Annotated in this window: 23 protein-coding genes; 15 read left to right on the top strand and 8 right to left on the bottom strand. The window is 66.7% G+C overall.

The window, feature by feature from the left end:
• Positions 1-28: 28 nt before the first annotated feature.
• The gene (locus tag JYP50_RS15885) at positions 29-1,561 is read right to left on the bottom strand and encodes a WS/DGAT/MGAT family O-acyltransferase (protein ID WP_241263211.1); all 1,533 of its coding nucleotides are present in this window, start codon (positions 1,559-1,561) and stop codon (positions 29-31) included.
• Positions 1,562-1,685: 124 nt separating this feature from the next.
• On the opposite strand from JYP50_RS15885, the gene JYP50_RS15880 reads away from it, so the two are divergent.
• Positions 1,686-3,119: a M20/M25/M40 family metallo-hydrolase gene (locus JYP50_RS15880; protein ID WP_241263210.1), complete on the top strand. Its 1,434-nt coding sequence runs from the start codon at positions 1,686-1,688 to the stop codon at positions 3,117-3,119.
• Between the two features lie 48 nt (positions 3,120-3,167).
• On the opposite strand, the gene JYP50_RS15875 is transcribed toward JYP50_RS15880, so the two are convergent.
• Complete coding sequence (locus JYP50_RS15875; protein WP_206561537.1) at positions 3,168-4,136, bottom strand: magnesium transporter CorA family protein; 969 nt, start codon at positions 4,134-4,136, stop codon at positions 3,168-3,170.
• 37 nt (positions 4,137-4,173) lie between these two features.
• On the opposite strand from JYP50_RS15875, the gene JYP50_RS15870 reads away from it, so the two are divergent.
• The 6 genes from JYP50_RS15870 (at position 4,174) to JYP50_RS15845 (ending at position 9,913) form a co-directional block, all read left to right on the top strand.
• Positions 4,174-5,028 (top strand): mechanosensitive ion channel family protein, encoded by an 855-nt coding sequence (locus JYP50_RS15870; RefSeq protein ID WP_206561536.1) that lies wholly within the window; start codon positions 4,174-4,176, stop codon positions 5,026-5,028.
• A 57-nt stretch (positions 5,029-5,085) separates the two neighbouring features.
• On the top strand, positions 5,086-6,519 hold the full coding sequence (locus JYP50_RS15865) for an NfeD family protein (RefSeq protein ID WP_347136820.1): 1,434 nt from the start codon (positions 5,086-5,088) through the stop codon (positions 6,517-6,519).
• On the top strand, positions 6,512-7,258 hold the full coding sequence (locus tag JYP50_RS15860; protein ID WP_206561535.1) for a slipin family protein: 747 nt from the start codon (positions 6,512-6,514) through the stop codon (positions 7,256-7,258). Before JYP50_RS15865 ends, JYP50_RS15860 begins: the two co-directional genes overlap by 8 nt.
• Positions 7,259-7,387: 129 nt before the next feature.
• Complete coding sequence (locus tag JYP50_RS15855) at positions 7,388-7,807, top strand: YidB family protein (protein ID WP_206561534.1); 420 nt, start codon at positions 7,388-7,390, stop codon at positions 7,805-7,807.
• 336 nt (positions 7,808-8,143) lie between these two features.
• Positions 8,144-8,848, top strand: coding sequence for a hypothetical protein (locus JYP50_RS15850; protein ID WP_206561533.1), 705 nt, complete (start codon positions 8,144-8,146; stop codon positions 8,846-8,848).
• A 51-nt stretch (positions 8,849-8,899) separates the two neighbouring features.
• The gene (locus JYP50_RS15845; protein WP_347136818.1) at positions 8,900-9,913 is read left to right on the top strand and encodes an NAD(P)H-quinone oxidoreductase; all 1,014 of its coding nucleotides are present in this window, start codon (positions 8,900-8,902) and stop codon (positions 9,911-9,913) included.
• Between the two features lie 42 nt (positions 9,914-9,955).
• Here the strand turns inward: JYP50_RS15845 and JYP50_RS15840 are convergent, their stop codons facing one another.
• Positions 9,956-10,525: a hypothetical protein gene (locus JYP50_RS15840; RefSeq protein WP_206561532.1), complete on the bottom strand. Its 570-nt coding sequence runs from the start codon at positions 10,523-10,525 to the stop codon at positions 9,956-9,958.
• Between the two features lie 11 nt (positions 10,526-10,536).
• Positions 10,537-10,902 carry a YkvA family protein gene (locus tag JYP50_RS15835; protein WP_206561531.1) on the bottom strand — a complete coding sequence of 122 codons (366 nt, stop codon included), beginning with the start codon at positions 10,900-10,902 and terminating at the stop codon, positions 10,537-10,539.
• A 210-nt stretch (positions 10,903-11,112) separates the two neighbouring features.
• Here JYP50_RS15835 and JYP50_RS15830 point away from each other — a divergent pair, with 210 nt between their 5' ends.
• The 4 genes from JYP50_RS15830 (at position 11,113) to JYP50_RS15815 (ending at position 14,578) form a co-directional block, all read left to right on the top strand.
• Entirely contained in the window at positions 11,113-11,739 is a 627-nt protein-coding gene (locus tag JYP50_RS15830) for a PepSY-associated TM helix domain-containing protein (RefSeq protein ID WP_206561530.1), read from the top strand.
• 11 nt (positions 11,740-11,750) lie between these two features.
• Positions 11,751-12,272 (top strand): DUF2271 domain-containing protein, encoded by a 522-nt coding sequence (locus JYP50_RS15825; protein WP_206561529.1) that lies wholly within the window; start codon positions 11,751-11,753, stop codon positions 12,270-12,272.
• A 124-nt stretch (positions 12,273-12,396) separates the two neighbouring features.
• Positions 12,397-13,221, top strand: a complete 825-nt coding sequence (locus JYP50_RS15820) for a DUF4198 domain-containing protein (RefSeq protein ID WP_206561528.1) — start codon at positions 12,397-12,399, stop codon at positions 13,219-13,221.
• A gap of 1 nt (position 13,222) precedes the next feature.
• On the top strand, positions 13,223-14,578 hold the full coding sequence (locus JYP50_RS15815) for a sulfite reductase subunit alpha (protein ID WP_206561527.1): 1,356 nt from the start codon (positions 13,223-13,225) through the stop codon (positions 14,576-14,578).
• A 19-nt stretch (positions 14,579-14,597) separates the two neighbouring features.
• On the opposite strand, the gene JYP50_RS15810 is transcribed toward JYP50_RS15815, so the two are convergent.
• Entirely contained in the window at positions 14,598-15,467 is an 870-nt protein-coding gene (locus JYP50_RS15810) for a helix-turn-helix transcriptional regulator (RefSeq protein WP_206561526.1), read from the bottom strand.
• Between the two features lie 152 nt (positions 15,468-15,619).
• On the opposite strand from JYP50_RS15810, the gene JYP50_RS15805 reads away from it, so the two are divergent.
• Both JYP50_RS15805 and JYP50_RS15800 read left to right on the top strand, forming a co-directional pair.
• Positions 15,620-17,008 (top strand): DUF2868 domain-containing protein, encoded by a 1,389-nt coding sequence (locus JYP50_RS15805; protein WP_206561525.1) that lies wholly within the window; start codon positions 15,620-15,622, stop codon positions 17,006-17,008.
• Positions 17,005-18,405 (top strand): DUF3482 domain-containing protein, encoded by a 1,401-nt coding sequence (locus JYP50_RS15800; protein WP_206561524.1) that lies wholly within the window; start codon positions 17,005-17,007, stop codon positions 18,403-18,405. The genes JYP50_RS15805 and JYP50_RS15800 overlap by 4 nt, the downstream gene beginning before the upstream one ends.
• A 411-nt stretch (positions 18,406-18,816) precedes the next feature.
• On the opposite strand, the gene JYP50_RS15795 is transcribed toward JYP50_RS15800, so the two are convergent.
• Positions 18,817-22,056, bottom strand: coding sequence for an amidohydrolase family protein (locus tag JYP50_RS15795; RefSeq protein WP_206561523.1), 3,240 nt, complete (start codon positions 22,054-22,056; stop codon positions 18,817-18,819).
• A gap of 101 nt (positions 22,057-22,157) precedes the next feature.
• Between JYP50_RS15795 and JYP50_RS15790 the strand changes: the two genes are divergently transcribed.
• Positions 22,158-22,688: a peroxiredoxin gene (locus JYP50_RS15790; RefSeq protein ID WP_206561522.1), complete on the top strand. Its 531-nt coding sequence runs from the start codon at positions 22,158-22,160 to the stop codon at positions 22,686-22,688.
• Positions 22,678-23,286 (top strand): SH3 domain-containing protein, encoded by a 609-nt coding sequence (locus JYP50_RS15785; RefSeq protein WP_206561521.1) that lies wholly within the window; start codon positions 22,678-22,680, stop codon positions 23,284-23,286. Before JYP50_RS15790 ends, JYP50_RS15785 begins: the two co-directional genes overlap by 11 nt.
• On the opposite strand, the gene JYP50_RS15780 is transcribed toward JYP50_RS15785, so the two are convergent.
• Positions 23,283-25,466, bottom strand: a complete 2,184-nt coding sequence (locus JYP50_RS15780) for a cation:dicarboxylate symporter family transporter (protein ID WP_206561520.1) — start codon at positions 25,464-25,466, stop codon at positions 23,283-23,285. The genes JYP50_RS15785 and JYP50_RS15780 overlap by 4 nt on opposite strands.
• A 148-nt stretch (positions 25,467-25,614) precedes the next feature.
• Entirely contained in the window at positions 25,615-26,925 is a 1,311-nt protein-coding gene (locus JYP50_RS15775; RefSeq protein ID WP_206561519.1) for an alpha/beta hydrolase, read from the bottom strand.
• Between the last annotated feature and the right edge of the window lie 17 nt (positions 26,926-26,942).

The following is a 26,942-nucleotide window of genomic DNA, read 5'->3' as shown; positions in this document are numbered from 1 at the left end:
CTTTGCCACTGTAAAGTAACCCAAATGGCTAGCTGGTTGCATTGCTCCGGGCCTGGGTTTTCGCCTTGCCAGTCGCGGATGCTTTGCCCTTGCTGTTACTCCGGACTGTCGCCTTCCTTGCACTCTTGGCCTTACGTTTAGGTGCCGCGGCTGGAATGCCGGCAACCTGCTCCAGCTCCCGCAGCGACTCCTCCAGGTAGTCGATCAGGCGCTGCACCTGCGGCACCGAGCGCCGGCAGGCGACAATGCCGAAGTCCAGTTGCTTGTTGTAGCTCACCAGGGTGATGTTCATCGCGAAGCCATCGAACACAATCGACGCCGGGTACATGCCCTCCAGGCGGGCGCCGTTCCAGTACAGCTGCTCGCGCGGGCCCGGGACGTTGGAAATCACCGTACTGAAGGCGGGGAACTTGGTGGCCAGGCCCATCACCGAGGTCAACAGCGCCGGCACCTGGGTAATCTGCATGAACAGCATGGCCTCGCGCCGCGACAGGCTTTGCAGCAGCTCCTTGCCGGCGGTCATCGACTCCTGCACCCGGCGCAGGCGGGCCTCGGGGTCGTCGAGATTGGTGGCGAGGTCGGCGACCATAAAGCCCACCGCATTGGCGGAATCGAGGTCGTCCTCCTCGCGCAGCGACACCGGTGTCATCGCCTTGAGTGAATGCCGGGGCAGCTCGTTCTGTGCCTGCAGGTAGCGCCGAAGCGCCGAGCCACACATGGCCAACACCACGTCGTTTACCGTGCCATCCAGCGCCTTGCACACCGCCCGCACGCGCTCGAAGTCCCAGCTCTGGGCCACGAAGCGGCGGGAGCCGGTGACCTGCGCATTCATCGAGGTGTGGGGAATCCGGTGCCAGGGTACCGCCAGGCCATCGCCGCCGCCGATGAAGGCGCCGCCAAAACGGCGAAACGCGCCCAGTAAATTGGCCGTGGTGTCCAGCTGGCCGCGCAGCACGTCCAGCACATTGCGCAGTTCCGCGCCGCGGGGTGTCACCCGCTCCTGTTGCGCCGTTCGCCGCTGGGCCTTGTAAGCCTCGTAGGCCTCCAGCGAGAACGGGGAATGGCTGGCCTTGTCGGATTTGCGGGTGGAGTACATCGCGCTGATCATGTGCATCGCCCCGACGCCATCGGTGGCGGCGTGGTGGATCTTCTGGTACATGGCGAACTGGCGTTTCTGCAGGCCCTCGATCAGGTGTATCTCCCACAGCGGGCGGTTGCGATCCAGCAGCGTGCCGTGCAGGCGCGATATCAGCATGAACAGCTCGCGAAAGCGCCCCGGCTTCGGCAGCGCCGAGTGGCGCACGTGATAGTCGATGTCGAAATTGCCGTCCTGTTCCCAGTACAGCGGCCCCAGGTGACCGGCGCGACCAGTGGCCACGAATTCGCCAAAGGGGCGCCGGTAGGCCTCCTCGAGGCGCAGCACCTCTTTCACTTCCAGCAGGAAGCGGGCCTCGTCGACGCCGGTGGGCAGGGTGAACAGGTGCAGGCCGCCCACGTGCATGGGGGTCTGGCGTCGTTCCATGTAGAGAAAGCCGGCGTCGGCCATGGGGATGCGTCGCATTGCTGTTATCCTTGTCGTGCGGACCTCGTTTAACCTTAGTCCTTGCGCGGCGGCTTGCAAAGTCCCGGTCATGACGCACGCGCCATTTGGTCCTACAATGCAGTCTTTGCCCGGAGTCGCGTCGATGAAGCGAATGACCTGCCTGCTCGCCCTGCTACTGTGCCAGCCTTGGGCCGCCGCCGCGGAGCAGCCCGTGTTGACCGAACACGCCAATAAAACCCTGGAGATCTATCGCACCATCGTGGAGGTGGACACTTCCAAGCATAGCGGCAACACCCCGAAAGTGGCGCGCTATCTCGCGGCGCAGCTCACCGAGGCGGGATTCCCGGGGGAGGATGTGGAAGTCCTGATGAAGGGACCCTTCGCCGCCCTGGTGGCCCGCTATCGCGGCGATGGCCAATCCGCCGACGCGCCGATCCTGCTGCTGGGGCACATGGACGTGGTGGAAGCCCGCGCCAGCGACTGGGAGCGCCCGCCTTTCGAGCTCACCAGCGACGACAGCTATTTCTATGGCCGGGGGACCATCGACAACAAGTTCGGCATCGCCCAGCTCACCGCGACTTTTATCCGCCTCAAGCGGGCGGGATTCGTGCCCACCCGGGATCTCTACCTGGTCTTCTCCGGCGACGAGGAGAGCGGCATGAGCACCACGCGCATGCTGGCCTACGAGCGGCCGGATCTGGCAAAGGCGGCTTTCGCGCTCAATTCCGATGCCGGGGGCGGCGATTTGGACAAGCGGGGGCGGGCGGTGACCTATAACATCCAGGCGGCGGAGAAGACCTATGCCACCTGGGAGATCACCGCGCGCAATCCGGGCGGCCACAGCTCGCGCCCGCGCGAGGACAACGCCATCTATGACCTGGCCGCCGCCATTGGCAGGATTCAGCGCCACAAATTCCCCGCAAAGTGGAGCGAGATGACCCTGGCCTACTTCCAGGAGACGGGGCAGCGCCTGGGCGGCGAGCTGGGCGAGGCGATGGTTCGCTTCGCCTATGATCCGGGCGACGCGGAGGCCGCGGCGCGCCTGGCGCGCGAGCCGTCCTACGTCGGCACCACCCGCACCACCTGCGTGGTGACCATGCTGGACGCGGGGCACGCCGAGAACGCCTTGCCCCAGTCCGCCACCGCAACCGTGAACTGCCGCATATTTCCGGGCGAATCGGTGGCCGATGTCGAGCGAGCCCTGCGTCAGGTGGTGGCCGACGACGCCATCGCGTTCAATCTGCTAGGGGATCCCACCGAGAGCCCCATTTCCGAATTGCGGCAAGACGTGGTGGCGGCGGTGGGCAAGGCGGTGCACGGCCGCTACCCGGGTGTGCCCCTGATCGCCTATATGGAATCCGGCGGTACCGATGGCATGCACTTTCGCAAGGCGGGCATTCCCACCTGGGCGGTTAGCGGAATCTTCATGGACCCGGACGAGATGTTCGCCCACGGCTTGAACGAGCGCGTGCCGAAGAAGGCTTTTTTCGACGCCCTCGACCACTGGGACATTATACTTCGCGAGCTGGCCGGGCCTTCCGGGAACGGATCGGCCCGAGCGGCCGCCGGGCATTGACCGGGCGGGTCTGGAACCCGCCTGGCTTGTGGCTGTATCGGCGCGCCCCTACAGCCACTTGATGCGCCGGAACAGCAGCAACATCGCGCAGGCGACGCCGGCCATAACCAGCAGCACCCCGAAGTAGCCGAAGCGCAGGTGAAGCTCGGGCATGTGATCGAAATTCATGCCGTAGAGCCCGGCGAGGAAACTCAGCGGCACGAAAATCGCGGTGATGATGGTGAGGATTTTCATGGTGTTGTTGAGCTGGTGGGAGCTGATGGAGATATAGCCTTCCACCAGGTCGCCGCAGATTTCGTAGTACATGTTGCACAGGCTGTAGAGCCGTTCACAGCGGTCGTAGAGATCGCGCCGCAGGTGGTGGCTGTCGTCATCGCCGCTCCCCAGGTGAGGGGTGCCCTGGTGCAGCAGTTGCTCGGTCATGCGCTGGTGGTAACTGAAGATCCGCCGCAGCTTGCGCAGCCGGGAGCGATAGGCCACCAGTTCCTTCATCACCTCGTCGGATTCACCCGCCAGCAGCGCGTCCTCCAGCTCGCCCAGGGTGTCCTCGAATTGCAGCACCCGGTCGAGGTAGCGGCCGCTGGCGAAATGCAGCAGGCGCAGGGCCAGGGTGGGGGGCGAGGCGAGGGAGCGTTCGGCGGGGTCCTCCTCCCAGAAGTGATTGACGCTGACCGACAGCCCCCGGTGCACGGAAATCAGGCAGTTGTCGGCGACCCACAGCCCCACTTGCTGGGGTACCAGGGTCAACTCGTCATCGATGCTGGCAATCCCCCGAAACAACACGAAGGTATAGTCGGCGAAAGCCTCGATCTTCGGCGGGTGGCGGAGGCGGGCGCTGTCGGTGATGGCGAGCTCGTCACAGCCCAGTGACAGCAACAGCTCGCGGACCTGCGGCGTGATCTCGCCCTCGATATCGAGCCACAGGACATCGCCGTCCGCGGCGCGCCACCGCTCCACCAGATGCACATCGCCCGTTTGCTGTTCGCCGTCGGCGGATAGTAACTTGGCTCGTATCATGGTAAACACTTCTGGCTTGTTTGCCCTGGATCATAGCATGGAAGAATTACGACACATCCTTCACACCCCGATCATCGTACTCGGCGATATCAGCATCGACCTGGCCAGGATACTCACGGTCCTGGCCTTTGTCCTGGCGGGCAGCGGCTTTGTGCTGTGGAGCGCCCGTTTTATCCGCAAACAGATGGGCGGGCGTGGCATCGACCCCAACGCCATCCAGCTGGTGTCGCGGGCCTACCTCATCCTGGGCCTGGTATTGCTGGGCCTGGTCACCCTGGACATGTTGAGCGTGCCGCTGACCGCCTTCGCCTTTATTTCCGGCGCGGTGGCGATCGGCGTGGGTTTCGGTGCCCAGAACATCATCAACAACTTCATCAGCGGCTGGATACTGATGTGGGAGCGGCCGATCAAGATCGGCGACTTCCTCGAACTCGGCGAGGTGCGCGGCAGTGTCGAGGCGATCAACACCCGCTCCACCCGCATTCGCCGCGTGGACGGCGTGCATTTGCTGATTCCCAATAGCCAGCTGCTCGAAAACACGGTCACCAACTGGACCCTGGTGGACAGCCTGGTGCGCACCACGGTGCGGGTGGGGGTGGCCTACGGTTCCGACGTGCGCCTCACCGAGCGCCTGATCGCCCAGGCCGCGGCGGAACACCCCGATGTCTTGAAGACACCCGAGAGCATGGTGATTTTCGACGATTTTGGCGACAGCGCCCTGATTTTCGAACTCAATATCTGGATTTATGCCACCGCTGATCGGGGCCTGCGCATGATACGCAGCGACTTGCGCTTCAGCATCGATGCGCTGTTTCGCGAGCATGGCGTGGTTATTGCCTTCCCCCAGCGGGACCTGCACATCGACGGGGAGCTGCGCCTGCTGAGGGATTGACGCGCAGTGGCGCGGCTGGCCTATACTTCGGGATATGTGCCAGCGAAAGATAACAGCGTGACACGGCTACTGGGCCTGCTGCTATACGGCTTGCTGTGGGTCGCACCGGGCCTGGCCGCGGCGCAGCCGCCTCCCGGTGCCATCTGGCAGGTGAGCATCGAGGGCGCGGTGGGGCCGGCCACGGCCGATCACATGATCCGCGGGATCGAGGCCGCGGCGGAGGCCGGGGCCAGCCTGGTGATCCTGCGCATCGATACGCCCGGGGGGCTCGATTCCGCGATGCGCGACATGGTCAAGTCGATCCTGGCCGCGCCGTTGCCGGTGGTTGGCTACGTGGCCCCCAGTGGCGCCCGGGCCGCCAGCGCCGGTACCTATATCCTCTACGCCACCCATATAGCCGCGATGGCCCCGGGCACCAATCTCGGTGCGGCCACGCCGGTGCAGATGGGCACGCCCGGGCCGCCGAGCCTGCCGCAAGCCCGCGACGAGCGCCGCGAGGACGGCGGCGGGAGTGAGGGAGAAGGGGGTGAGGGCGAAGTGCGCGACGGCAAGGGCAAAGGCGCCGACGCGCCGGCGTCGCCGCAACCGGGCACGGCCATGGAACGCAAGGTTATCAATGACGCGGTGGCCTATATCCAGGGTCTGGCGGAGTTGCGTGGACGCAATGCCGCCTGGGCTGAAAAAGCGGTCCGCGAAGGGGCGAGCCTGCCGGCGTCCGCGGCGCTCGAGCTGGGCGTCATCGACCTGGTGGCGGATTCGCGCGAGGATTTGCTGGCGGCGCTCGACGGGCGCGAGGTCACGGTCGGCGACCGCGGCCTCACCCTGGCCACCGAGGGCGTGGCCCTGCACGAGCACGCCGTGGACTGGCGCAGCGAGTTCCTGGCGGTCATTACCAACCCCAATATCGCCTACCTGCTGATGCTGGCGGGCATCTATGGCCTGTTGATCGAATTTTACAACCCGGGAGTCGGCCTGCCGGGAGTCGTGGGGGCGGTGAGCCTGCTGCTGGCGATGTACGCCTTCCAGGTACTGCCGGTGAGTTACGCGGGGCTGGGCTTGATCCTGTTGGGCGTGGCCCTGATGGCGGCGGAGGCCTTCGCCCCGAGTTTCGGGATTCTCGGCCTGGGGGGGATCGTGGCTTTCGTGGTGGGCTCGATCATGCTCATGGATACCGAGCTGCCCGCTTACCAGGTGGCGTTGCCGATGATCATCGCCATAACCGTGTTCAGCGCGGGGCTGTTGATCTTCGCCCTGGGGATGCTGGCCAGGAGCCGCAGCCGGGCCCTGGTCAGCGGGGTGGAGCGACTGCTGGGGCAGCGCGCGGTGGTGCAGCGCAGCGAAGGCAGCGACGCCTATGTGTGGCTCGACGGCGAGTTGTGGCATGCCCGCGGCGACGTCGACCTGGCGCCCGAGGACGAGGTGGAGGTTACCGCCGTCGACGGCCTGACCGTCGAGGTACGCAAAACCGGAGGGAGAGCGACAGATGTTTGAATTCGAGTATTTTGGGGCCATGCTGCTGTTTCTGGTGATCGGCCTGCTGGTTTCCATGTTCCGCGTGCTGCGCGAGTACGAGCGCGGCGTGATTTTCATGCTGGGCCGCTTTTACAAGGTCAAGGGGCCCGGCCTGATCATCATCATCCCCGTGCTGCAGCAAATGGTGCGGGTGGATTTGCGCACCGTGGTCATGGATGTGCCCACCCAGGACGTGATTTCCCGGGACAATGTGTCGGTGCAGGTCAACGCGGTGATCTATTTCCGCGTCATGGACCCGGAGCGGGCCATCATCCAGGTGGAGAATTACCTGGAGGCCACCAGCCAGTTGTCCCAGACCACCCTGCGCTCGGTGCTGGGCCAGCACGAGCTGGACGACATGCTGGCGGAACGCGACAAGCTCAACAACGACATCCAGCACATCCTCGACAAGCAGACCGAGGCCTGGGGCATCAAGGTGGCCAATGTGGAGATCAAGCACGTGGATCTCAACGAGTCCATGGTGCGGGCCATCGCCAAGCAGGCGGAGGCCGAGCGCGAGCGCCGGGCCAAGGTGATCCACGCCCTGGGCGAATCCGAGGCGGCGGAGAAACTCGCCAACGCCGCCGAGACGCTCTCCACCCAGGACCAGGCCATACAGCTGCGCTACCTGCAAACGCTGGTGGAAATCGCCGGCGACAAAAGTTCCACCATCGTCTTCCCCCTGCCGGTGGATATGCTGCAGAAGTTGCGGAGCTAGAGCTGGGCCACCTTGATTTGTCCCGGGTAGGCGCGGCCAATGACGCAGGCTGTTTTTAATCAGCCTGCCGGGCTGGAACCTCGGTTATAATCCGGTGGTCTTGACTACATACTGCGAGAGGAGCAGACCATGGACCTGATTGAAATGGGCGCCCAGCTGTTGTCGGAAAAACTGGGCCTGAATGTCGACCCCGCCACCATTACCGCCGCACTGGGCCAACTGCTGGGCGATGGGCAGGGCAACCTGGACCTCGCCGGATTGGCCAGCCGGATGACCGAAAACGGAGGCCTCGAGGCGATTCTCGGCTCCTGGCTGGGTGACGGGTCCAACAGTCCGATCTCGGCGGACAGCATTCTGGGCTTGTTGGGGGAGGGCCGGGTGTCCGACTTTGCCGGTCAGGTCGGCACCGACACCGGCAGCGCGGCCCAGGGCCTGTCGGAGGTCCTGCCCCAGCTGATGGACAAGGCCAGCAGCGGCGGCAATCTGCTGTCCTCGGTCGGTGGCCTGGGCGGCCTGATGAACGCGGCGGGTTCGCTGTTCAAGTCCTGAGCCGGTCGGATCCATGGTCGATAGGCGCTCCCTCGGCTCTCAACTGGCTGGGAACGTGTCCGTGTAGGGCCGAATTCATTCGGCCACCCGCGCGCGGCGATCGCGCGCGGAGCCAGTGTGAGCGCCGCCGCACAATCCCGATCGGGGCCTTGCAATTTTCCAGTCCTGGAGTACCTTGATAGGTAGCTGTTGTTGGCGCGGAAGGACACCCGCCAGCGGCAGCCTTGAGTTCCGAGGCAACAGCCTGCGCGCCCAAGCAACAGCCTTGAGCACGTATGCAAAGGACTCAAGCGGCAATCTGTACAGTGCGTGAATCAGCTCATGGAGGGGCGACGCATGCGGGAATATATCGACAACACCAGCCAGTCCGAAGTCCTAGGCCGTCTTGGCCTGCCGCCGATTCCCTACCCCCTGCCCAGCGACCTGCGGGTTGAAGCCATTGAGCATTCCGATGATCCCCCGGTGGCGCGCCTGCTTTACTGGTTGCAGTTGTGCAGTGCCCAACCCGGCGCGGACTGGCTGGGCCTGGAATACGCCATGCAGCGGTTGCTGCAGCAGCTGGTGGCGGAGCCCCCGGTGGCCAGTGTTGCAAAAGCGGTGCCGGAGAACCGGGTGGCAAGTTCCGAGCACTGGTGGCTCGAGCTCGACGCGGTGCCCCTGGACCGAGAACTGGTCACCCTGGAGCGCGACGGCTATATGCTGGCGGCGCTGGCGCCAAATATCGACTCCAGACTTGTGGTGTCGGCCTATCGCCCGCTGGATGCCCACAGCCTGCGGATGCTGACCGGTCTCGCCGCCCATCCACATCCGCGACTGGGGGTGGCGATGCGCGAGAACAACTGGGAGCTGGCGGTGGACGCCGCCGCCGGCGCGGAAAATTTCCTGGCTTCCGAGCAGGGCGGGGCCTACCTGGCTCACTGGCCGCGGGGGCTGGGGGGCGCGGTGGCGGACGATGTGCAGACGCCCCTGGCGCCGGAGTTCGTCGACGCCCAGCTGCAAGTCTACCAACGCTTTGCGCGCGCGGCGGCGCCGGACTCGTAAGCCCGCGCTGGTTTATGCCAGAATGCGGCGGTTCGTTCCAGGAGCCGTGCCATGTCTTCCACAACGCCCAAGCCTGTCCCCGCAGCGATGCGCTGCGTTGAAATCGCCACCGCCGGTGGCCCCGAGGTCCTGACGCCAGCCCAAAGGCCAGTGCCGCAACCCGGCCCCGGCCAGCTGTTGATCGAGGTGGCCGCCGCCGGTGTCAATCGGCCCGACGTGGCCCAGCGACAGGGTCGCTACCCGCCGCCTGCCGGCGCCTCCGACCTGCCCGGCCTCGAGGTGGCCGGGTGTGTGGCGGCGCTGGGCGAAGGGGTGACGGGCTGGCGGGTCGGCGACCCGGTGTGCGCCCTTACCAATGGCGGCGGTTACGCGGCCTACGCGGCGGCACCCGCCGGGCAGTGCCTGCCAATCCCCGACGGCCTGGACGCCGTGGCGGCGGCGGGCCTGCCGGAAACCTACTTCACCGTGTGGAGCAACGTATTCGAGCGCGGCGCGCTGCGGCGGGGCGAGAGCCTGCTGGTGCACGGCGGCAGTTCCGGTATCGGCGTGAGCGCCATCCAGCTCGCCCGCGCGCGCGGCGCGCGGGTGTTCGCCACCGCGGGCAGTGAGCAGAAATGCCGGGCCTGCGAGGAACTGGGGGCGGAACTGGCGGTGAACTACCGGCAGCAGGATTTTGTCGAGGTGCTCCGCGAGGCCACCGGCGGCGCGGGGGTCGATGTGATTCTGGACATGGTGGGCGGGGATTACGTCGACCGCAACCTGAAACTCGCGGCCCCCGATGGCCGTATCGTCAATATTGCCTTCCTGCAGGGCTTCGAGACCCGCGTGAATTTCGTGCCGCTGTTGACGAAGCGGCTGACCCTGACCGGCTCCACGCTGCGCCCCAGGTCGCCCGAATACAAGGCCGGCATTGCCGATGCGCTGCGGCGCGACGTGTGGCCGCTGTTTGTCGAAGGCGCGCTCCAGCCGGTGGTGGCGCGGACCTTCCCCCTGGAGGAGGCCGCCGGGGCCCACGCGCTGATGGAAAGCAGTGGGCATATCGGCAAGATCATTCTGACCCTGTAGGGTCTCAACGATTGCCCTGGCAGGCGGTTTTTCAGCGGCCTGTCAGGGCGGCGCCTCGCCATTGGCCTGTCCCCGCGACCAGGCCTGGAACGCGCCGTAGTCGCGATGCAGCCGTTCCGGCGCCCCGGTCCAGAGCCGGCCGTCGCGGGTCAGGTCGGGATTGCAGATCAGGTCCATGACTTCCCGGTCGGCCTCGGGGTCGATACCCATGTCCCGGTACAGGCTATCGAGGTCACGCAGGTTGTCGCAGGCCAGTGTCAGTTCGTATGCGGTGACTCCCACCACCACGGCCCAGCCCAGCAGGGGCACCGCCTCGGCGGGCAGGGAGCCGATATTCGCCGCGGCGGATTTCACGGTGCGCGCGCGTATATTGCCGCCCACCTTGCGCAACTGGCGTTGCTGCAGGGCCAGGCGCTTTTTCTGCGCGGCCAGCTGGCGCGCCTGGGTGCGATTGCGGGTTTCCAGTTGCGCGTGAACCGTGCTCACCCCGAGCGCGCCCAACAGGCCCGACAGGGCCGCGGTGGCGGCGCTCCAGGTCAGGGTCAGGATATTGCTGGCCAGCAGTGCGATAAAGGCGGCGATGACGAGGCCGCGGCGCAACAGGGTAAACACCGGACCGTCGCTCAGGCGTCGTCGCCGAACCAGCGCCGCGCGCGTTCGGCGGCCTGCGCGCGGACGCCATCGTCGATGTAGCGGGCCACGGTGACGAAGGCCAGTGCGAGGACCCCGAGGTCATCGCTGTAGCCCACCACGGGGGTGATGTCGACCACGGCGTCGAAGGGCGCGATGAAGTAGCCCAGCGCGCCGTAGATGGTCGCCCTGGCCCAGGCCGGCGTCTCGTCGCGCCGGGCGGCGTAGTACATCAGCAGGGCCTTCTCCACCAGTTCGCGCCCGGCGGCGCCGGCGTATTGGCCCAGCTTGCGCCAGAAGCCAGCCTCGCTGTAGTGCCCGGCGTGACGCGTTGTTTCCAGCTCTCCTCGATACGACATCGTACTCACCTGCTACTGCTGTCCGGCCACGTGGCAGTGTAGCGGTTGCCCCGCGATTCCCACAACGCTTTGGACACGCGTAGCGCGGGGCTGTTCCCCGGTGCGGTTTCGCCGCGTCGCTCCGCGCTGGAACCGGGTCGCGGGGCAATGCCAATAAAAACACCCGGGATAAGTACAAATGATAATGATTCGTGTTTATAATCTCCGACCATGACGAGATTACGCACACCTGATTGGCTGGGTTCCGTCCGGCAGTGGCACTGGGTCAGTTCGGCCCTGTGCCTGGTCGGTCTGCTGCTGTTCGCGGTAACCGGCATCACCCTGAACCACGCCGGGCAGATCGAGGCCAGACCGGTGACCACAACCGTGGAGCAGGCCCTGCCCGATGCGCTATTGCAGTCGCTGCGACAGCAGGCCGGCGCCGAGGGCGCCCCGGAGGAGGCGAGGTTACCCACCGCGTTGCGGCACTGGCTCGGGGAGCGCGCCATCGCCACCGGGGGCCGCCTGGCGCAGTGGAGCGTCGATGAAATCTACCTGGCCATGCCGCGCCCCGGGGGAGACGCCTGGCTGGCCATCGACCTGCGCGCCGGCGAGTTGCTTTACGAGGACACCGACCGCGGTGTGATCTCCTATCTCAACGACCTGCACAAGGGGCGCAATACCGGCGTTGCCTGGCGATGGTTTATCGACCTTTTCTCCGTCGCCTGCCTGGTTTTTACCGCAACCGGCCTGTGGCTGTTGCTGCGCCACGGCGCCGCGCGGCCCGCCACCTGGCCGGTGGCGGGGCTGGGGCTGGTGATCCCGGTGCTGCTGGCCATCCTGTTCGTCCACCGTTAATCGAGGAAGTTATGTCGCGAAGTTTCAGTCGTGCACTGGCCGCGTTCGCCCTGGCGGGCACCACCGCCGCCAACGCGCAAAGCCTGTCGGTCGATCTCGAGGTGCCGCGCCTGCGCGTCGCCGAGTACCACCGCCCCTATATCGCCCTGTGGGTTGCCCGGGAGGACAATTCGGTGGCCGCCAACCTGGCGGTTCTCTACGACGTGGCGATGGCGGACGAGGAGGGCGAGAAGTGGCTCAAGGACATGCGCCAGTGGTGGCGTCGCACCGGCAGGAGCCTGTCATTGCCGGTGGATGGCCTGAGCGGCGCGACGCGCGGTCCGGGCCGGCACGAATTTGTGTTCAGCGACAAGCTCGCCGACCTCCAGCCCGGGCAATACCGCCTGCTGGTGGAGGCCGCGCGCGAGGTCGGTGGCCGGGAAATGCTGGAGATTCCCTTCCAGTGGCCGCCGGCACAAGGCAGTGAACAGCGTGTCGCCGGCGGGCAAGAGCTGGGCGAGGTGGTGTTGACGCTACAGCCCCGTACACCGTAAGCCGGGTTGTGCCGTGTCTCTTCGGTCGCGGCGCACGGTCATGCCGTCGCCCTCGAGGTCGAGCGCCGGTTTTGCCGCCACCTTTCAGTAAGTCCAATTTTTCAGCAAACACATAGGAGTGAACATGAACAAGACCCTTGCCGCGCTCGCCATCCTGGCGGGCCTCAGTTCCCTGGTGGCGCCGGCCCAGGCCCATCGCGCCTGGATCCTGCCTGCCGCCACGGTACTGTCCAGCGAGGACCCCTGGGTCACTTTCGACGCCGCGATTTCCAACGATATCTTCCATCCGGACTATCACGCCCTGGGGCTGGAGGGTGTCGAGGTGGCCGGGCCCAATAGCGAGGCGGTTGCCCTGCAAAACCCCCACACGGGCAAGTACCGCAGCACCTTCGACCTCGCCCTGGCGCGGGCCGGCACCTACAAGGTCTACCGCGCCAGCAACGGCCCCACCGCCACCTGGACCGAGAACGGCGAGCGCCGGCGCTGGCCCGGTCGCGGCGCGAGCCCGGCCCCCGGTGACTTTGAACGCGAGGTCCCGATGGATGCGCAGGACCTGAAGATCACCCAGAGCTCCTGGCGGATCGAGACCTTTGTCACCGCCGGCCAACCCAATGAAACTGCGCTGGCGCCGGGCAACATCGGCCTGGAATTGGTCCCGGTGACCCATCCCAACGACCTCTACGTCGGTGAGCCGGCCAGCTTCCGGCTGCTTATCGACGGCGAGCCCGCCGCTGGCGCCAAAGTGAGCGTGCTGGCGGCGGGCATGCGCTACCGCGACAGCCAGCTCGCGATCGAGCTCACCGCTGACGAGGCGGGCCTGGTGGTCATCGACTGGCCGCGGGCGGGCATGTACTTCCTGGAGGCGGACTACGCCGACGACCGCGCGCGGGCCCCTGCCACCGCGCGTCGCGGCGCCTATGCCGCCACCTTCGAGGTGCTGCCGCTCTAATATGGAGGTGTCCGCCGCGCAAGTGCTACAGGCCGGTGCGGCCCTGCTCGCCTATGCCGCGCTGTGTTGGTACTACCTGGTGCGCCCCCGCGGGGGGGCGTTGCCGCAGCGGGGAGCGGTGCTGGTGGGTTATGCCAGCCAGGGCGGGGAGGCGGAGCGGATCGCGCGCTGGCAGGCCGGGATACTGGCCAGTCAGGGGCCGGTCGCGGTCCAGCCCCTGAACCAGATCGATGACCGGCGTTTGCAAGGCGCCAGCCTGGCGCTGTTCGTGGTCAGCACCTACGGCGAGGGCGAGCCCCCGGACAATGCCCTGCGTTTTGCCCGCCGTTGGACCCGGGGCGCCAACGGCCGCGACCTGTCCCATTTGCATTTCGCCGTGCTGGCGCTGGGCGACAGTAATTACCGCCATTTTTGCGGCTTCGGCCTTGCCCTGGAGCGGGGACTGCGCGAACACGGTGGCCGCGCCATGTTCGATGCGGTGATGGTGGATCGCCTGCAGGACACGCAGTTGGCCGCGTGGCGGCAACAGCTCCTCGCCTGCGGGGTGGGCGAGGGCGCGGTCGCGCCAGTGCCGGCGCCACCCGCTGGCGGCGCATGGGACGGCCGCCTGGTGGAGCGCCGGGTGCTCAACGCGGGTTCGCCGGGGGCGCCGGTGTTTCACCTGCGCCTTGCCTGCCCGGCGTCGGGCCCCGTTGACTGGCAAGCCGGCGATATCGCCGTGCTCTCGATTCCGGACCCGGTGGGACGCGGGGCGGTGGTGACGCGCGAATACTCTATCGCCTCGTTGCCGGGGGACGGCACGCTGGATCTGGTGGTCAGGCAGGTGCGCAAGGACGACGGTGCTTTGGGCATCGGCTCCGGCTGGCTTACCGCGGGGCTTGCACTAGGCCAGGCGGTGACGGTGAATGTGCGCGGCAACCCCGCATTTCACGCGCCGCCGGCGGAGCGGCCGATGATCCTCATTGGCAACGGCTCCGGTATTGCCGGCCTGCGCGCTCACCTGCGCCACCGCGAATGTCTCGGGGCGCGGCGCAACTGGCTGGTTTTTGGCGAACGCACCCGGCGCCACGACCGCCTGTTCGACGCCGAACTGGGGGCCTGGCGGGACGGCGGTCACCTGGAACGGCTGGACCGCGTTTTCTCCCGCGACGGCGGCGCTCAGCGCTATGTGCAGGACCTGCTGCGCGACCGGTTGGAGCCGCTGCGCGCCTGGCTCGACGCCGGCGCCGCGATCTACGTCTGCGGCAGCGCGCGGGGCATGGCGCCGGCCATCCACCGCCTGCTGCTGGATCTGCTGGGAGAGGCCGGGCTGGAGGCGCTCACCCTGGAGGGCCGCTACCGCAGGGATGTCTACTGACGCGGCGAGCCTGTTCCCGTCAGGCGAAAAGCCAGCGCCGTAGCTCGTCGAGGTTTTCCACGATGATCTGCTGCGCCTCGGCCCCGGCGCGCGATTCCACCGGATCGATGTGCAAGAGCTTGAGCGCGTAGGGCACGAGCTTGCCGCGGGTGGTGATTTCCAGGGCCCCGTTTTCCATGCCGTAGTCCACCGCCACCACCTGTTGCTGGTCGGGGCGCAGTCGCGGGTCCGGCACCACGCGGATGGTGGCGGGGGTGTTCCATTCGCTGTCGCCGTCGAGGCCGTGTTCCGACGGCTCCATGATCTCCGGCTCGTCGCGGAATCGGCTCAACACGAAGTCGCGGTACTCCCGGTTCTTCTCGCACCAGGCGCGCACGTGCCAGCGCAGGCCGGTGTACACCAGGGTGTGGGGGACGATAATGCGCCCCTGGCGATCGGGGTTGTTGATCGAGACATAGTCCACCTCCAGGCGCCGTTGCTGTCGCGCCGCCTGCATGATCGGCCGCAGGACCGCCGGCGACACATCGCGCACCGGCACCGACAGCACCTCGACATTGGCCACGTTGAGGGCCAGGGACTCGAACACGTTCGACAGCTCGTTGTTGCGCGCCATCAGGTGGAGGTATTCGTCCGCCAGGCCGCGGGTTACCCGGGGCTGGAACCCCGGGGTTGGTTTATAACCCTTGAGGTACTTGTCGTACTCCAGGTTGCCCGGGCCGATGTCGCGGATGTAATTGTTGATGTCCTTGCTGGCCTGCTGGCGGCCGATACCGAAGGTATCGCAGAGGTGACGGGTGGTCAGGCGTCCCTCCCACAGTACCAGGGTTTCGATAAAACGGTAGCGCACCAGCAGATCCCAGCGAATGGGCCACTTCTTCCGGTCCGGCATGGATGGCAACTCCCCTCGGGCTCAATTACCCTATAGCCTACTATGTTAGCTTACTACGGCAGCTTACTACGTTCGCCTACGACATTGGGGAGACAGGGTACTCAAGTGAATGACCGGCGCAAGCACAAGGCCTGGACACAAGGCGGCGCGTGATGAAAGCGCGCCCTGACCTGCGGGATATCTACCGGCTTGCGGACCAGCTGGAACGCGACCGGGAAAGGCCCCTGGACGAGCTGAAACAGCGCGACCATGCGATTGCCGCCGATTGCCGGCACGGGGCCGACCCCGAGCTGTTGTTGCACTGGCTGGATCGCCTGGCGCCGCGAGGTGACAGGGATAGCCGCGAGGGCTCGGTGGCACTGTACCTGTCGCGGCTGTTGTGCCCGCTGCTGGGCTTTGGCGCCATGGCCGGTTTCCTGCTGGGCAGCGCCCGCGGCTTGGTCAATGTGTTGATACTGCTGGGTGTGTTCGTGGTGTTGCAGGTCCTGGCCAGCCTGGGCGCGGCGGTGGGTCTGTTGCGCACGGCCTCCGGCCATGTCCCGGCCGCGCTGCCCGCCAGCCCCGCGCGCTGGGTGGCCGGGCGCAGCCTGCCCGACGACCGCTACTTGCGGGAGGCTGGCGGTGTGCTGCGGTTGCTGTTCCTGCGCTTCGGCCAGGAGTGGGGAGCCCTGTTTACCCTGGGCGCGCTACTGGCCTTTGTACTGGTGCCGGCGCTGTCGGATTTCAGTTTCGTCTGGGGGTCGACCTTTCCCCTGGGCGAAGGTGTGATGCAGGGCCTGGTCGATACCCTGGCGGCGCCCTGGTCGACGCTGTTGCCGGGGGCGACGGTGCCGCCGGAGGTGGTGGCCAACAGCCGCTACCATCCGGCCCTGGTTGACCTCGACCGGGTGGGCATCGAGAGCATGCGCGGCTGGTGGGGGTTTCTCTTTATGTGCTTGCTCGGCTATGCGCTGCTGCCGCGTATACTGCTGTGGTTGGTCGCGCGCTGGATTGCGCCGCGACTGCTGCGCCGTACATTCCTGGGCTACCCGGGCGCCGAGCTGGTGTTGAGCCGCATGCGCCAGCCCCTGGTGCGGACCCAGGCCCGGGCGGGGGAGGGGGCGGACGACAAGGGCGGGGCCGCCGCGACCGCGCCAGCCCATGATGTGACGCTGGACGGCAAGCTCCTGCTGCTGGACTGGGGCGACGCCCTCGCGGGCGAGCCGCCATCGGGTTTTGAGGAGCTGCTGGCGGTGGGCGCCGGCAACAGCGTGGTGATCGGCCGCGGCACCCTGGAGGAGGACCGGCGGCGCTTGCACGATCGCTCGGGCGCTGGTTTCGATCACCTGCTGGTCGTGGTCAAGTCCTGGGAGCCGCCGATGGCGGAGCTGGCGGACCTGCTGGAAACCCTGCGCGGGATTCCGCGCTGCACGCTCTACCTCTTGCCCCTGCCGGGCAAGGCCGTGCCCCATCGGAAGGTCGAGGATTGGCGGGCCTTCACCCGCGGCCTGCCCTTCGCCGCGGTCGACGTGCGCCTGCTGAACCGGGTGGCCGCCGCGTGAGCCTGCCCAGTTTCGCGGTTGTGGGGCGCCCCAATAAGGGCAAGTCGAGCATCGTGGCCACCCTGGCCCGGGACGACTCGGTGTATATCGACGCCAGGGCGGGCTCGACCCGCAAGGCGCGGGTCTTTCCGATGGAGGTCAACGGGGAGACGCTGTATCAACTGGTGGACACCCCGGGCATTCAGCGGGCGCGGGCGGTACTCGACTGGTTGCAGGCCCACTGCGTCGACGCCGCCGCGCGGCCGCGAACGGTGCGCGATTTTGTCGAGCAACACCGGGGCGACCCGCGTTTTGCCGACGAATGCGAACTGCTGGCGCCCATCGTCGCGGGCGCCGGCATTATCTACGTGGTGGACGGCTCGGTGCCCTTCGGCGCCGACTACGAAGCGGAAATGGAAATCCTGCGCTGGACCGGGCGCCCGAGCCTGGCGGTGATCAATCCCATCGACAACGACGACTACGCCGAGGAATGGTCCGCGGGCCTCGGCCAGTTCTTCCGCACCGTGCGCAGCTTCGACGCCCATCGCGCCGAACACGCCAAGCAACTGGAGTTGCTGGAGCTGTTCGGCCACCTGGACCCCGACTGGCAGGATGCGCTCCGCCGCGCGGTGCAGGTACTCGAGGACGAGCGCGCCGGCCAGCACCACGGCGCCAGCCTGCTGATCGCCGACCTGATTGTCGACGCCCTCGGATTCAGTACCTCCCGGCGATTGCCGGAGGGCGCCCCCGTCGAGCCGGTGCAACAAGCCCTGGCCGCGAGCTATCGCCGGCAACTGGCCGAGCGGGAGCGCCGCTGCCGGCGGCGGGTGGAGGAGGTGTACCACTACCACAACCTGCAGCGCAGCGAGGGCGGACTGGCGCTGGAGGACTCCGACCTGTTCAACGTGGAAAACTGGTACCTGTGGGGCCTGAACCGGACTTCGCTGACACTGGTGGCCTCGTCGGCCGGGGCGCTGCTCGGCGGCGGTGCCGGCATGGTGGTGGATGGCGCCACCGGCGGCTTGCTGGGTGGCCTCGCCACCCTGACCAGCGGCGCGGTGGGAGCCATCTCAGGGGGCGTCGGTGCCCGGCGTTACGCCGACGAGATTGCCCGCATACAGATCAAGGGCATTCCCACCGGGGGCAAGTTGCTTACGGTGGGCCCCAGCCGCAATCTCAATTTTCCCTTTGTGCTGCTGGGGCGGGCCCTGTTGCACCACCGGCTGTTGTGCCATCGCACCCACGCCGATCGCAGTGCCCTGGCCCTGGACGAGGCCCTTTTGGAACAGGTGGATGAGCGGGATCGCCGCGCCCTGGCGCGATTGTTCGCCGACCTGCGCGCCGGCAAGCGCGCCACCGAGCGCCGGACGCAGCTGGGGGAAATGCTGCTGGCCTGGTGCCAGCAGCACGATATGTAGGGCGCAATTCATTGCGCCGCCGTTTGGCGGGGTTGGTCGAATGAATTCGACCCTACAGGGTGGGCGCCGGTTGTGCCCGCTGTAGGGCGCAATTCATTGCGCCGCCGTTTGCTGGGGCGGTCGAATGAATTCGACCCTACAGGGTGGGCGCCGGTTGTGCCCGCTGTAGGGCGCAATTCATTGCGCCGCCGTTTGCTGGGGCGGTCGAATGAATTCGACCCTACAGGGTGGGCGCCGGTTGTGCCCGCTGTAGGGCGCAATTCATTGCGCCGCCGTTTGCTGGGGCGGTCGAATGAATTCGACCCTACAGGGTGGGCGCCGGTCGAGCCCACTGTAGGGCGCAATTCATTGCGCCGCCGTTTGCCGGGGGCGGTCGAATGAATTCGACCCTACAGTGGGGGCTCACTTTGTTCAGCGGATATCCGACTCCGGCTTGCCCTGCCAGTAGAAGGGCGCGAGTGTGCTGTCGCCGGTGTGTTGCTCGGCCAGGTCGGTTGCCCGGTACATCCGCCCGTTCAGCAGTACGTGACTGATGTGGTCGGTGTGGCGGATATCCTCCAGCGGGTTGGCGTCCAGGATCACCAGGTCCGCCAGTTTACCGGCTTCCAGGGACCCCAGGTCGCGGTCCATGCCCAGGTAGGTGGCGGGGTTGATGGTGGCCGCCGACAGGGCCTCCATGGGACTGAAGCCGCCGCGGGCGAAGCTCCACATCTCCCAATGGGTAGCCAGCCCCTCCCGCTGGCCGTGACCGCCGGTGTTGACCATGATGCCCTGGTTCAGCAGCACCTTGGCCGCGGCCGCGGCGTCGTCGTCCCGGTAGTCCGCTTCCGGCGCCATCGGCCGGCGCACCGAGCGCGGCTGCAGCACTGAGGGCGGCACGAAGTTGGCGAGGATCGGGTGCTTCCACACCTCGGTGTCCTGGTAGTAATAGTCCTCCGAGGTCAACCCGCCAAAGGTCACCACCAGGGTCGGCGTGTAGCCGGCCTGGGACTGGGACCAGTACTGGCTGACGTCCTCGTACATCGGCAATACCGGCACGTTGTGCTCAATGCCGGTGATGCCATCGCCGATCAGGCCCATGTCCTGGTGGTACAGCGAGCCGCCCTCGGCCACCGACATCAGGCCTTCCTGACGCGCGGCCTCGATCACCTGCTGGCGCTGTTCGCGCCGCGGCTGGTTGTAGTTCTTCACCGAGATGGCGCCCTGCGCCTTGAGTCGGCGTACGTGGGCCAGGGCGTCCTCCAGGCTGCTCACCGGTGACCAGTAGGTGCTTTTGGCGCCGTAGATGATCTCCGCGGTGGAGAATATCCGCGGGCCGAGAATCAGCCCCGCGTTGCGGTATTCCGCCGCGGCGAACACCAGGTTGGCGGCGCTGGAGGGGTTGTGCACCGTGGTCACCCCGAGGGCGAGGTGGGCCAGCAGGTCCCAGTTCTGCTGCGGAATGATCTCGCCGTCGCCGTAGGGACCGTGGGCGTGGATGTCGACCAGGCCCGGGATAATGGTTTTGCCGCTCAGGTCGACCGTGCGATAGCCGTCAGGAACCGTTACCCGGTCGCTGTCGCCCACGGCTTGAATGCGGTTGTCCTCGATCAGCACCGTGCCCCGTTCGTGTACCGCGCGCTCGCCGTCCATGGTAATGACCCGCGCATTGACCAGCGCCAGCCGGCCCTCCGGTTTCGCCGCCGGCACCGTAACCGACAGGTCGGTGCCGCTGTCGCTGTCGGGGGGCGTGAAACCCTCCGCCAGGGCCGCGTCCACCGCCACGGTTTTCAGCCGCGGGCCGACCGACCAGCTGACCGCGCTGCCGTCGGCATTCCAGTACAGGTAGGTGCCGCCCACGCGGCTCAACTTGACTACCGGGAAGGCGGGCTTGTCGGCGTCGAGTTCCACCGCCTTGCCGCTGGGCAGCAGCGCCGCCAGGTACATGTGATGGCTGTTCTCGAAGGCCACGTGGCGCCCGGTGGGCGCCATGCGGATGCTGGTGGCGAATTCGGCCTGGGCCAGCTCGCGCACGTCGTGGCCCTCCAGGGTCATCGACAGCAGCTTGGTGACCGCGGTGCTGCTGCCGCGGCCGGAAGCGGTGTCGGCGCGTTCCTGCACGTACAGGCGCGCCGGGTCCGGACCGAAGTGCGGGTCGGTGCCGCGCTTGCCGACGAAGCGCGCGTCGCCGCCGTCGATGTCCATCAGGTAGATGCCGGGTTTGATATCCCAGGCGGGATTGAGCAGTTCCGATCCCGCGCGCTTGCGAAACGCCAGGGTTTCGCCGCGCGGGTCGATGGCCAGCTCGGTGAACTGGCCGCGCAGATTCCCCAGCTCGCGGGACTTGCCGCCGCGGGCGCTGACCCGGCGGATCGAGGACAGCTCGCTGTCGTTCCAGCGCAGGAAATACACGCTATCGCCGTCGGGGGACCACACCGGGGCGTAGTCAAAACCGTTGCCGCTGTCGGAGCTAAGGAGCTTGGGCTCGCGGTCGCCGTGCTTGATGTACAGGCGCCCCAGGGCTTCGAACACCACTGCCTCGCCATCGGGGGAGGGCTGGGCAAAGCGCACCATGCGGGTGTCCACCGATTCCGGCGCCACCTCGACCTCGAAGCGCGGTACCGGGTAGATGTCGCGCTGGTCTTTGACATGGAAGGGAATCTCTTCCAGCGCGCCATCGGCGACGCTGAGTTTCCACAGCTTGCCGCCGGCCCAGAATACCAGCCGCCGGCTGTCGGGGGTCCAGTCCATGTTGGGGTACAGGCCGTGCACCGCCCAGGTTTCCTGCATGTCCAGGTCGAGCTTGTCGTGGACCATGCGCTCCTCGCCGGAGGCCAGGTCCATGACGAACAGGCGGGACTGGGCGCGCACGCGCTTGACGTAGGCCAGCCACTTGCCGTCGGGGGAGGGGGTGGGCCTGACCGCGCCGCCGGGGCCGCCGGCCACGGTGGTGACCTCGCCACTGTCCAGGTCCACGCGACGGATCTGGAACAGCTCGGTGTTGCTGTCCTGGTGGTAGATGAAGGTGTCGCCGGGGGTGGTGTTCAGGGTGTAGTAAATGCCCGAACCGTCCGCCGTGAACATGGGTTCGCCCTGTTCCTTCTGGAAGGTCTTGCTGGGGCGCGCCACCACCTGCTGGCCGCTGTTGTTGTCGCCGCCGGCGGCGTAGTAGAGCCAGATCTCGCCGGTGCCGAGGGAGCGCGAGGTGGTGAAGTGCTTGCGCGCGGCGATGTACTGCCCGTCGGGGCTCCAGCTGGGGTTGTTCAGCAGGCGGAACTGCTCGAAGGTCACCTGGTGAAAGTCGCCGCTTTCCAGGTCGAGGGTCCAGATATTGTCGCCCCCGGCGCGATCCGAGGTGAAGGCGATGCGCCGGCCGTCGGGGCTGTAGCGCGGCTGCATGTCCCAGGCGTGTCCGGAGGTCAGGGATTGGGCCTCGCCGCCAGCGATCGGAATGCGGTAGATGTCGCCCAGCAGGTCGAACACCACCTGCTTGCCGTCCGGGGACACGTCGAGGCTCATCCAGGTGCCCTCGGTCACGTCCAGGCTGGCGCGCCTGGCGGATACCGAGTAGTCCGGTTGCCCGACGTCCCAGGTTGGAGTCTCGTCGCTGGCGGAAAGGTGGGCCGGCAGTGCCATCAGGCCCGCCAGCGCGAAAGAAAATGTCAGTCTCATGGATAAATCCGTCGGCTTGTTGTCGAAGGTGCAGTGATCCATACTGCTATGCGGCCGTACCATACACGCTTATCCCCACCGATTGTAGCTCGGAGAAACCGATGATCCTGATGCGCAATGCCCTTGCTGCCCTTGTGTTCGCGCTGCTCGGCGCGACCGGAGCCCACGCCCTGGAGGTTGGCGACCAGGCCCCGGACTTCACCCTGCGCGGTAGCGACGGCGAGACCTATACGCTTTCCGATTTCCGCGGCGAACAGGCGGTGGTGCTGGCCTGGTTCCCCAAGGCTTTTACCCGCGGCTGCACCATTGAGTGCAAGTCGCTGGCGGAGAAGGGCCACCTGATCCGCCGTTATGACGTCAGCTATTTCATGGCCAGCGTGGACCCGCTGGAGGACAACAAGGGCTTTGCCGCCGAAACCCGGGCGGACTTCCCCCTGCTCAGCGACCCGGATACCACCGTGGCCAGGGCCTACGGGGTGCTGCACCCCCTGGGCTACGCCAAGCGGCATACGTTCTACATCGGCAAGGACGGCACCATCCTCAAAATCGATACCGACGTGAAGCCCGCGAGTTCGGCGGAAGACATGGCGGCGACGCTGGGTGAGTTGGGGGTGGCCCTGGATGAGCGCTAGCACCGCCGCGCCGCGGATGGTGGCTAGGGGTCGACTCCCGGGCTTGCTCGCCCCCCTGCTTCTGGCGCTGTCCGCCTGTGCGGCGAGGGTCGAGACGGTCGAGCCGGATTTTGCCGACGGCTACGCCGGCGGCCCGGATTTCTGGGTAGTTGCCGGGGTCCCCGGGAACGAGGTCCTCGACGTGCGCGCCAAACCCGGCAGCGAAAATCCGCTGGTGGGGGCGCTCGGCAATGGCGATATCGGCCGCAACCTGGGGTGCGCGCCCCACAAAGGGCAGCGCTGGTGCCGAATCAGGACCCTGGAGGACCCGCCCACCGAGGGCTGGGTGGCGGGGCGCCACCTTCGCGAGAGCGCGCCGCCTCCGTCCGCCACGGGAGTCGGCCGCACGGTGATTTCATCGGGCGATGGCGGGCCTGAAATCGCCGTGCGCGGCAGCGGTGAGTTCGAGGTGATATTCCCCGAGGGTTGCATCGCCCTCTACGACGCGGCCGGCGCGGAGATTGTCGCCGGTGCCACCTGTTCGGAAGAACAACTTCAGTGGGCCGCGGCGGCGGTTGCCCGGCAAACGCGGGAGTCACCCACGAACCGCCCGCGCTAGTCGCGGTTCTTCCACCCCAGCACGTCGCGCAGGATCGACCAGCGCGGCGCCCGGGTCTCGGCGCCCTTGCCGAGCACCCAGTAGCGGTAGTGCTGGTCCACCAACCCGGCCTCGCGGGCGAACACGGTCCACTCGTCGACCACCCGGCGCAGGGTGAGGGCGTCGGTGGCCACGCCGAAGGCCGAGGGCAGCCTGACCGGGTCCGGTTGCGGTACCACCACCGTGAAATGGGGGTAGAGCAGGGTCCAGGCGGCGGCGTGTTCGGCCGGCATCAGGAAGGCGTCGATCTCCGGGTGGCGGCCCTCGAAGAAGGGTTTCCAGAATTCCAGTACCTGGAAGCGGACATCGCTGCCGGCGAAGTAGTACTCCATGCTGGTGCTGATCTGTTCCGAATCCAGGGGCACGCCGATGGTGAGCCCCTCGCTGCGCTGCAATTGCTCGACACGCTGGAATTCCTGGCGCCGGTGATCCCGGGTAACCAGGGCGATGGTGCCGGTGAAGTAGGGTTCGCTCAGTTGCAGGCGCGAGAACCAGTAGGGCCGGTACCACATGCCGGGCATGACATCGATCACCCCCTGTTGCAGCATCGTTGGCAGCGCCGGCCAGCGGATGGGGACGAATTCGGCCCGCAGCCCCATGGCGGAGGCCAGCTCCTCGCCCAGCTCCACATCGAAACCCACCAGTTCGTCGTCGCGATTGAAAAAGCTCATCGGCAGGTTGTCGGGATCGTAACCTATGCGCAGGGTGCCGCGCCGTCGCACCCGCTCCAGGGCGTCCTTCGGGGCATCCGCCGCGACGGGCGGCGGCGCGTCCCGGTGCACGATGGTCCCGGAGTGGCGCTTGGCGTTGTGCATCGATTGCACCACCTCGTCCAGCTGGTAGCTGGTATCGATCAGGGCGCCCAGCAGCAGTCGCAGGACCAGCACTGCCGCCACGGTCCCGCCGGCGATGGCCGCAAGCGCCGCGAGCACCCGGCCGCGGCGCAGGCGCAGGAAGCCGGCCATGGCCGCGGAGCCCAGCAGGGCGAATACGATCAGGTTCATCGCCGCCACCAGCGAGTCGAATTTGCCGGTGAGTATGGTGGTGGGTATGTAAAGGTCGAACAGGTCCTGGGGCAGGGCGAACAAATCGAGCAGGAAGGGCAGGGCGGTTTGCGCCTTGGCGAAGTAGCTGGGTATGCCGGCGGCGAGCAGTGTCGGGTAGTCGCCGAACACCATGGGCGCGCCGCTCAGCCAGGCGGCGAAGGGCACGAACAGCAAGGTCAGCAACTTGCCCGCATTGGGGAAGTTGAACATCACCGGAATCAGTACCTCGGTGGCCGAGTCGCTGTTCTCTTCCAGCAGTCCGTGTCTGGCGAGGAGTTCCTTGCAGCGGTCGATCAGCAGCGGCAGCACGATAAAGGCGCTGTTGGTGACGAAGGCCATCAGCAGGGCGTCCCGGGCCACGCCGGTGACCTCGCGGTAGCTGAAGGGCGTGGCGGCGGTGACCATCAGCGGCAGGATCCAGAAGGCCAGTAGCAACGCGGCGGCGCCAAACACCAGGAAGTACACCTCCAGGCGCAGCCAGGTTTCGGTGGTCAGGGTGCCCGCGATGACCGAGGCCAGCGCGAACACGCCGATGGGTGTCAGCCCGATCACGAAGTGGGTGACCCGCACGATGGCCTGGTTCCAGATGCGCAGGGGGGCGAGCAGCTTGTCCTTGTCGGGCAGGCCCATGACGCCGACCCCCACCAGGCTGCTGAACAGCACGATGGCGGGGACCACGTTGCGCGACAGCGAGTCGAAGGGATTGTGGGTAAAGTAGATGTCGGTGAAGGAAATGGCGGGGCGCTGCTCGATCAGGGCCTGGCTGTAGAAGGTGGCGCTGGTGAATTCCGGGAAGGTCGCCGGAAACAGTACCAGTACCACGCCGGTGAATGCCCACACAACCGCCAGTAGCGCCCCGCCCCAGATGGCGAGGCGTTTCGCCTGGCTGACTTCCAGCTGGCCGAAGGCGATGACCAGGGAGGTAATGAGGTAGGGCAGCACCGTCATTTGCATCAAGCGAATGTAGATATCGCCCAGCGGTTGCAGCATGCCGGCCGGTTCGCCAAAAAACAGGCCGGTGAAAATGCCGGCGGCAAGGCCGATGAGAATGCGCACCGACAGGTCCAGGTTGCGCCAGCGTTTATACAGTGTCATCAATGGCTTGCTTCCCCGGACCAGGCCCCTGGTGTAAACAGATTAACGGGTCCCGCACGCCGATTGAAGTGTATTCGATGCGAGGCGGGCACAAGGGTGGCCCAATGCGACCGGGTTGGCGGGCTTTGGGTGCCAGGCCGGCGTTCACTCACTGCCGCGCCATGCGCGCCGCGTCGAGGGCTGTTTCGAAGCGCTGGTGGTAGTCCGCCGGGAAGCGCCAGAAGGGCGATGTGTCGCGTTGCTCGAGACCCCGCGTCCCCGGGGCGAGGTCGAAGCGCAGTGTCATCAGGATGTCGCTGCTCACCCAGGGGCTCTTGCGGAAATAGGCGTGACCGTTGCCGTCGTCGAAATGGTCGGCATCCTCCACGTCCACCAGCAACAAGCGGGACGAGGCGTGGGCAAACTGGCGCATGCGCTCGTCCAGGGAACCGGGCACGACCTGCCCGAAGCGGCGGTGGGAGAACAGGCGTTTCGACAGCTTCAGGGCCTGGTCGCCGGGGGAGGTGTAGAAGGTCAGGCGGTCCTGGGTGTACAACAGGCCATCGAGCATATAGCTCGCCACCAAGCCCGTATCGACGTCGGAGCCCACCAGGATCACGTTGCCAAGCCGCGTTGTGTCGCTGATCGCCTCGGGCCGATCGCATTGGTGTTGCAGCGCCATCTCGTGGAGCGCGGTAAGCACCACCCGGGTGCCGGCGCTGTAGCCCACGATGTGAATACGCCGCGCGCTCGTTTCCCGGGCCAGCAGTTCGAGCAGTTGCCTCAGTCCCCAGGCCGACACGCGGGCGGTTTCGATGTCTTTCATGTAGGCAAAGGTCGCGGGGGTCGAGGGCCAGGAGAAGGCGACCACCGCGCCTTCGTAGCCGAGGAAGTGCCACAATTCGGAGGACACCAGCAGGGGGTTTTCGAAGATCACCTTGTAGCCGTGGACATAGATGAAAATGTCCTTCATAGAAGAGCGCGCCAGGCGCTGCTCAATCGCCTCCAGAAAGGCCCGCGTGGGTGTATCGTCCACTGTCGCCGCAATGTCCTCGGGGGTAAACAGCGAGACGCTGTTGCGCAGGATGCCGGTTTCGTTGATGCCCTTCACTTCTAGCGGAAAGGAGCCGGGGCGGTTCTTCAGCAGGGAGATCTTGCGCGCCTCGTCCCAGGTGACATCGGTGTCGCCGAAGGCGATGTCGGCGCTGCCGGCGCGCAGGAGATAGCCCCGCTCGCCACTGTAGTGGCGTTCGCCGTGCTGCCCCCGTTCGGTTACCGGGGCCCGATTGGTGACATACAGCATGTCCAGCGGCTCCGGGCCGCTCAGGTGCCCCAGCGCCTCGCCCCCGCCGGAGCCGTAGACAGCGGGCGCTGGCATCATTTCGATTCCCCGCGGCGGATTGCCGCCGCAGCCCGCGGCGAGCAGGGCCAGGAAAGTGCTTAGGACGGGCCCGAGGGCCCGCGAGACCGCGATCTTCATTGTGTATGCCCCGCGCC

Origin of the sequence: Parahaliea mediterranea (assembly GCF_017255185.1) — a bacterium.
GTDB lineage: Bacteria > Pseudomonadota > Gammaproteobacteria > Pseudomonadales > Halieaceae > JAFKCZ01.
This window is presented reverse-complemented; position numbering and strand designations above follow the sequence as displayed.

Coding starts and splice junctions, on each gene's coding strand:
- JYP50_RS15885 (WP_241263211.1), bottom strand. CDS start 1,561: ATGCGACGCATCCCCATGGCCGACGCCGGCTTTCTCTACATGGAACGA.
- JYP50_RS15880 (WP_241263210.1), top strand. CDS start 1,686: ATGAAGCGAATGACCTGCCTGCTCGCCCTGCTACTGTGCCAGCCTTGG.
- JYP50_RS15875 (WP_206561537.1), bottom strand. CDS start 4,136: ATGATACGAGCCAAGTTACTATCCGCCGACGGCGAACAGCAAACGGGC.
- JYP50_RS15870 (WP_206561536.1), top strand. CDS start 4,174: ATGGAAGAATTACGACACATCCTTCACACCCCGATCATCGTACTCGGC.
- JYP50_RS15860 (WP_206561535.1), top strand. CDS start 6,512: ATGTTTGAATTCGAGTATTTTGGGGCCATGCTGCTGTTTCTGGTGATC.
- JYP50_RS15855 (WP_206561534.1), top strand. CDS start 7,388: ATGGACCTGATTGAAATGGGCGCCCAGCTGTTGTCGGAAAAACTGGGC.
- JYP50_RS15850 (WP_206561533.1), top strand. CDS start 8,144: ATGCGGGAATATATCGACAACACCAGCCAGTCCGAAGTCCTAGGCCGT.
- JYP50_RS15845 (WP_347136818.1), top strand. CDS start 8,900: ATGTCTTCCACAACGCCCAAGCCTGTCCCCGCAGCGATGCGCTGCGTT.
- JYP50_RS15835 (WP_206561531.1), bottom strand. CDS start 10,902: ATGTCGTATCGAGGAGAGCTGGAAACAACGCGTCACGCCGGGCACTAC.
- JYP50_RS15830 (WP_206561530.1), top strand. CDS start 11,113: ATGACGAGATTACGCACACCTGATTGGCTGGGTTCCGTCCGGCAGTGG.
- JYP50_RS15825 (WP_206561529.1), top strand. CDS start 11,751: ATGTCGCGAAGTTTCAGTCGTGCACTGGCCGCGTTCGCCCTGGCGGGC.
- JYP50_RS15820 (WP_206561528.1), top strand. CDS start 12,397: ATGAACAAGACCCTTGCCGCGCTCGCCATCCTGGCGGGCCTCAGTTCC.
- JYP50_RS15815 (WP_206561527.1), top strand. CDS start 13,223: ATGGAGGTGTCCGCCGCGCAAGTGCTACAGGCCGGTGCGGCCCTGCTC.
- JYP50_RS15810 (WP_206561526.1), bottom strand. CDS start 15,467: ATGCCGGACCGGAAGAAGTGGCCCATTCGCTGGGATCTGCTGGTGCGC.
- JYP50_RS15805 (WP_206561525.1), top strand. CDS start 15,620: ATGAAAGCGCGCCCTGACCTGCGGGATATCTACCGGCTTGCGGACCAG.
- JYP50_RS15795 (WP_206561523.1), bottom strand. CDS start 22,056: ATGAGACTGACATTTTCTTTCGCGCTGGCGGGCCTGATGGCACTGCCG.
- JYP50_RS15790 (WP_206561522.1), top strand. CDS start 22,158: ATGATCCTGATGCGCAATGCCCTTGCTGCCCTTGTGTTCGCGCTGCTC.
- JYP50_RS15785 (WP_206561521.1), top strand. CDS start 22,678: ATGAGCGCTAGCACCGCCGCGCCGCGGATGGTGGCTAGGGGTCGACTC.
- JYP50_RS15780 (WP_206561520.1), bottom strand. CDS start 25,466: ATGACACTGTATAAACGCTGGCGCAACCTGGACCTGTCGGTGCGCATT.
- JYP50_RS15775 (WP_206561519.1), bottom strand. CDS start 26,925: ATGAAGATCGCGGTCTCGCGGGCCCTCGGGCCCGTCCTAAGCACTTTC.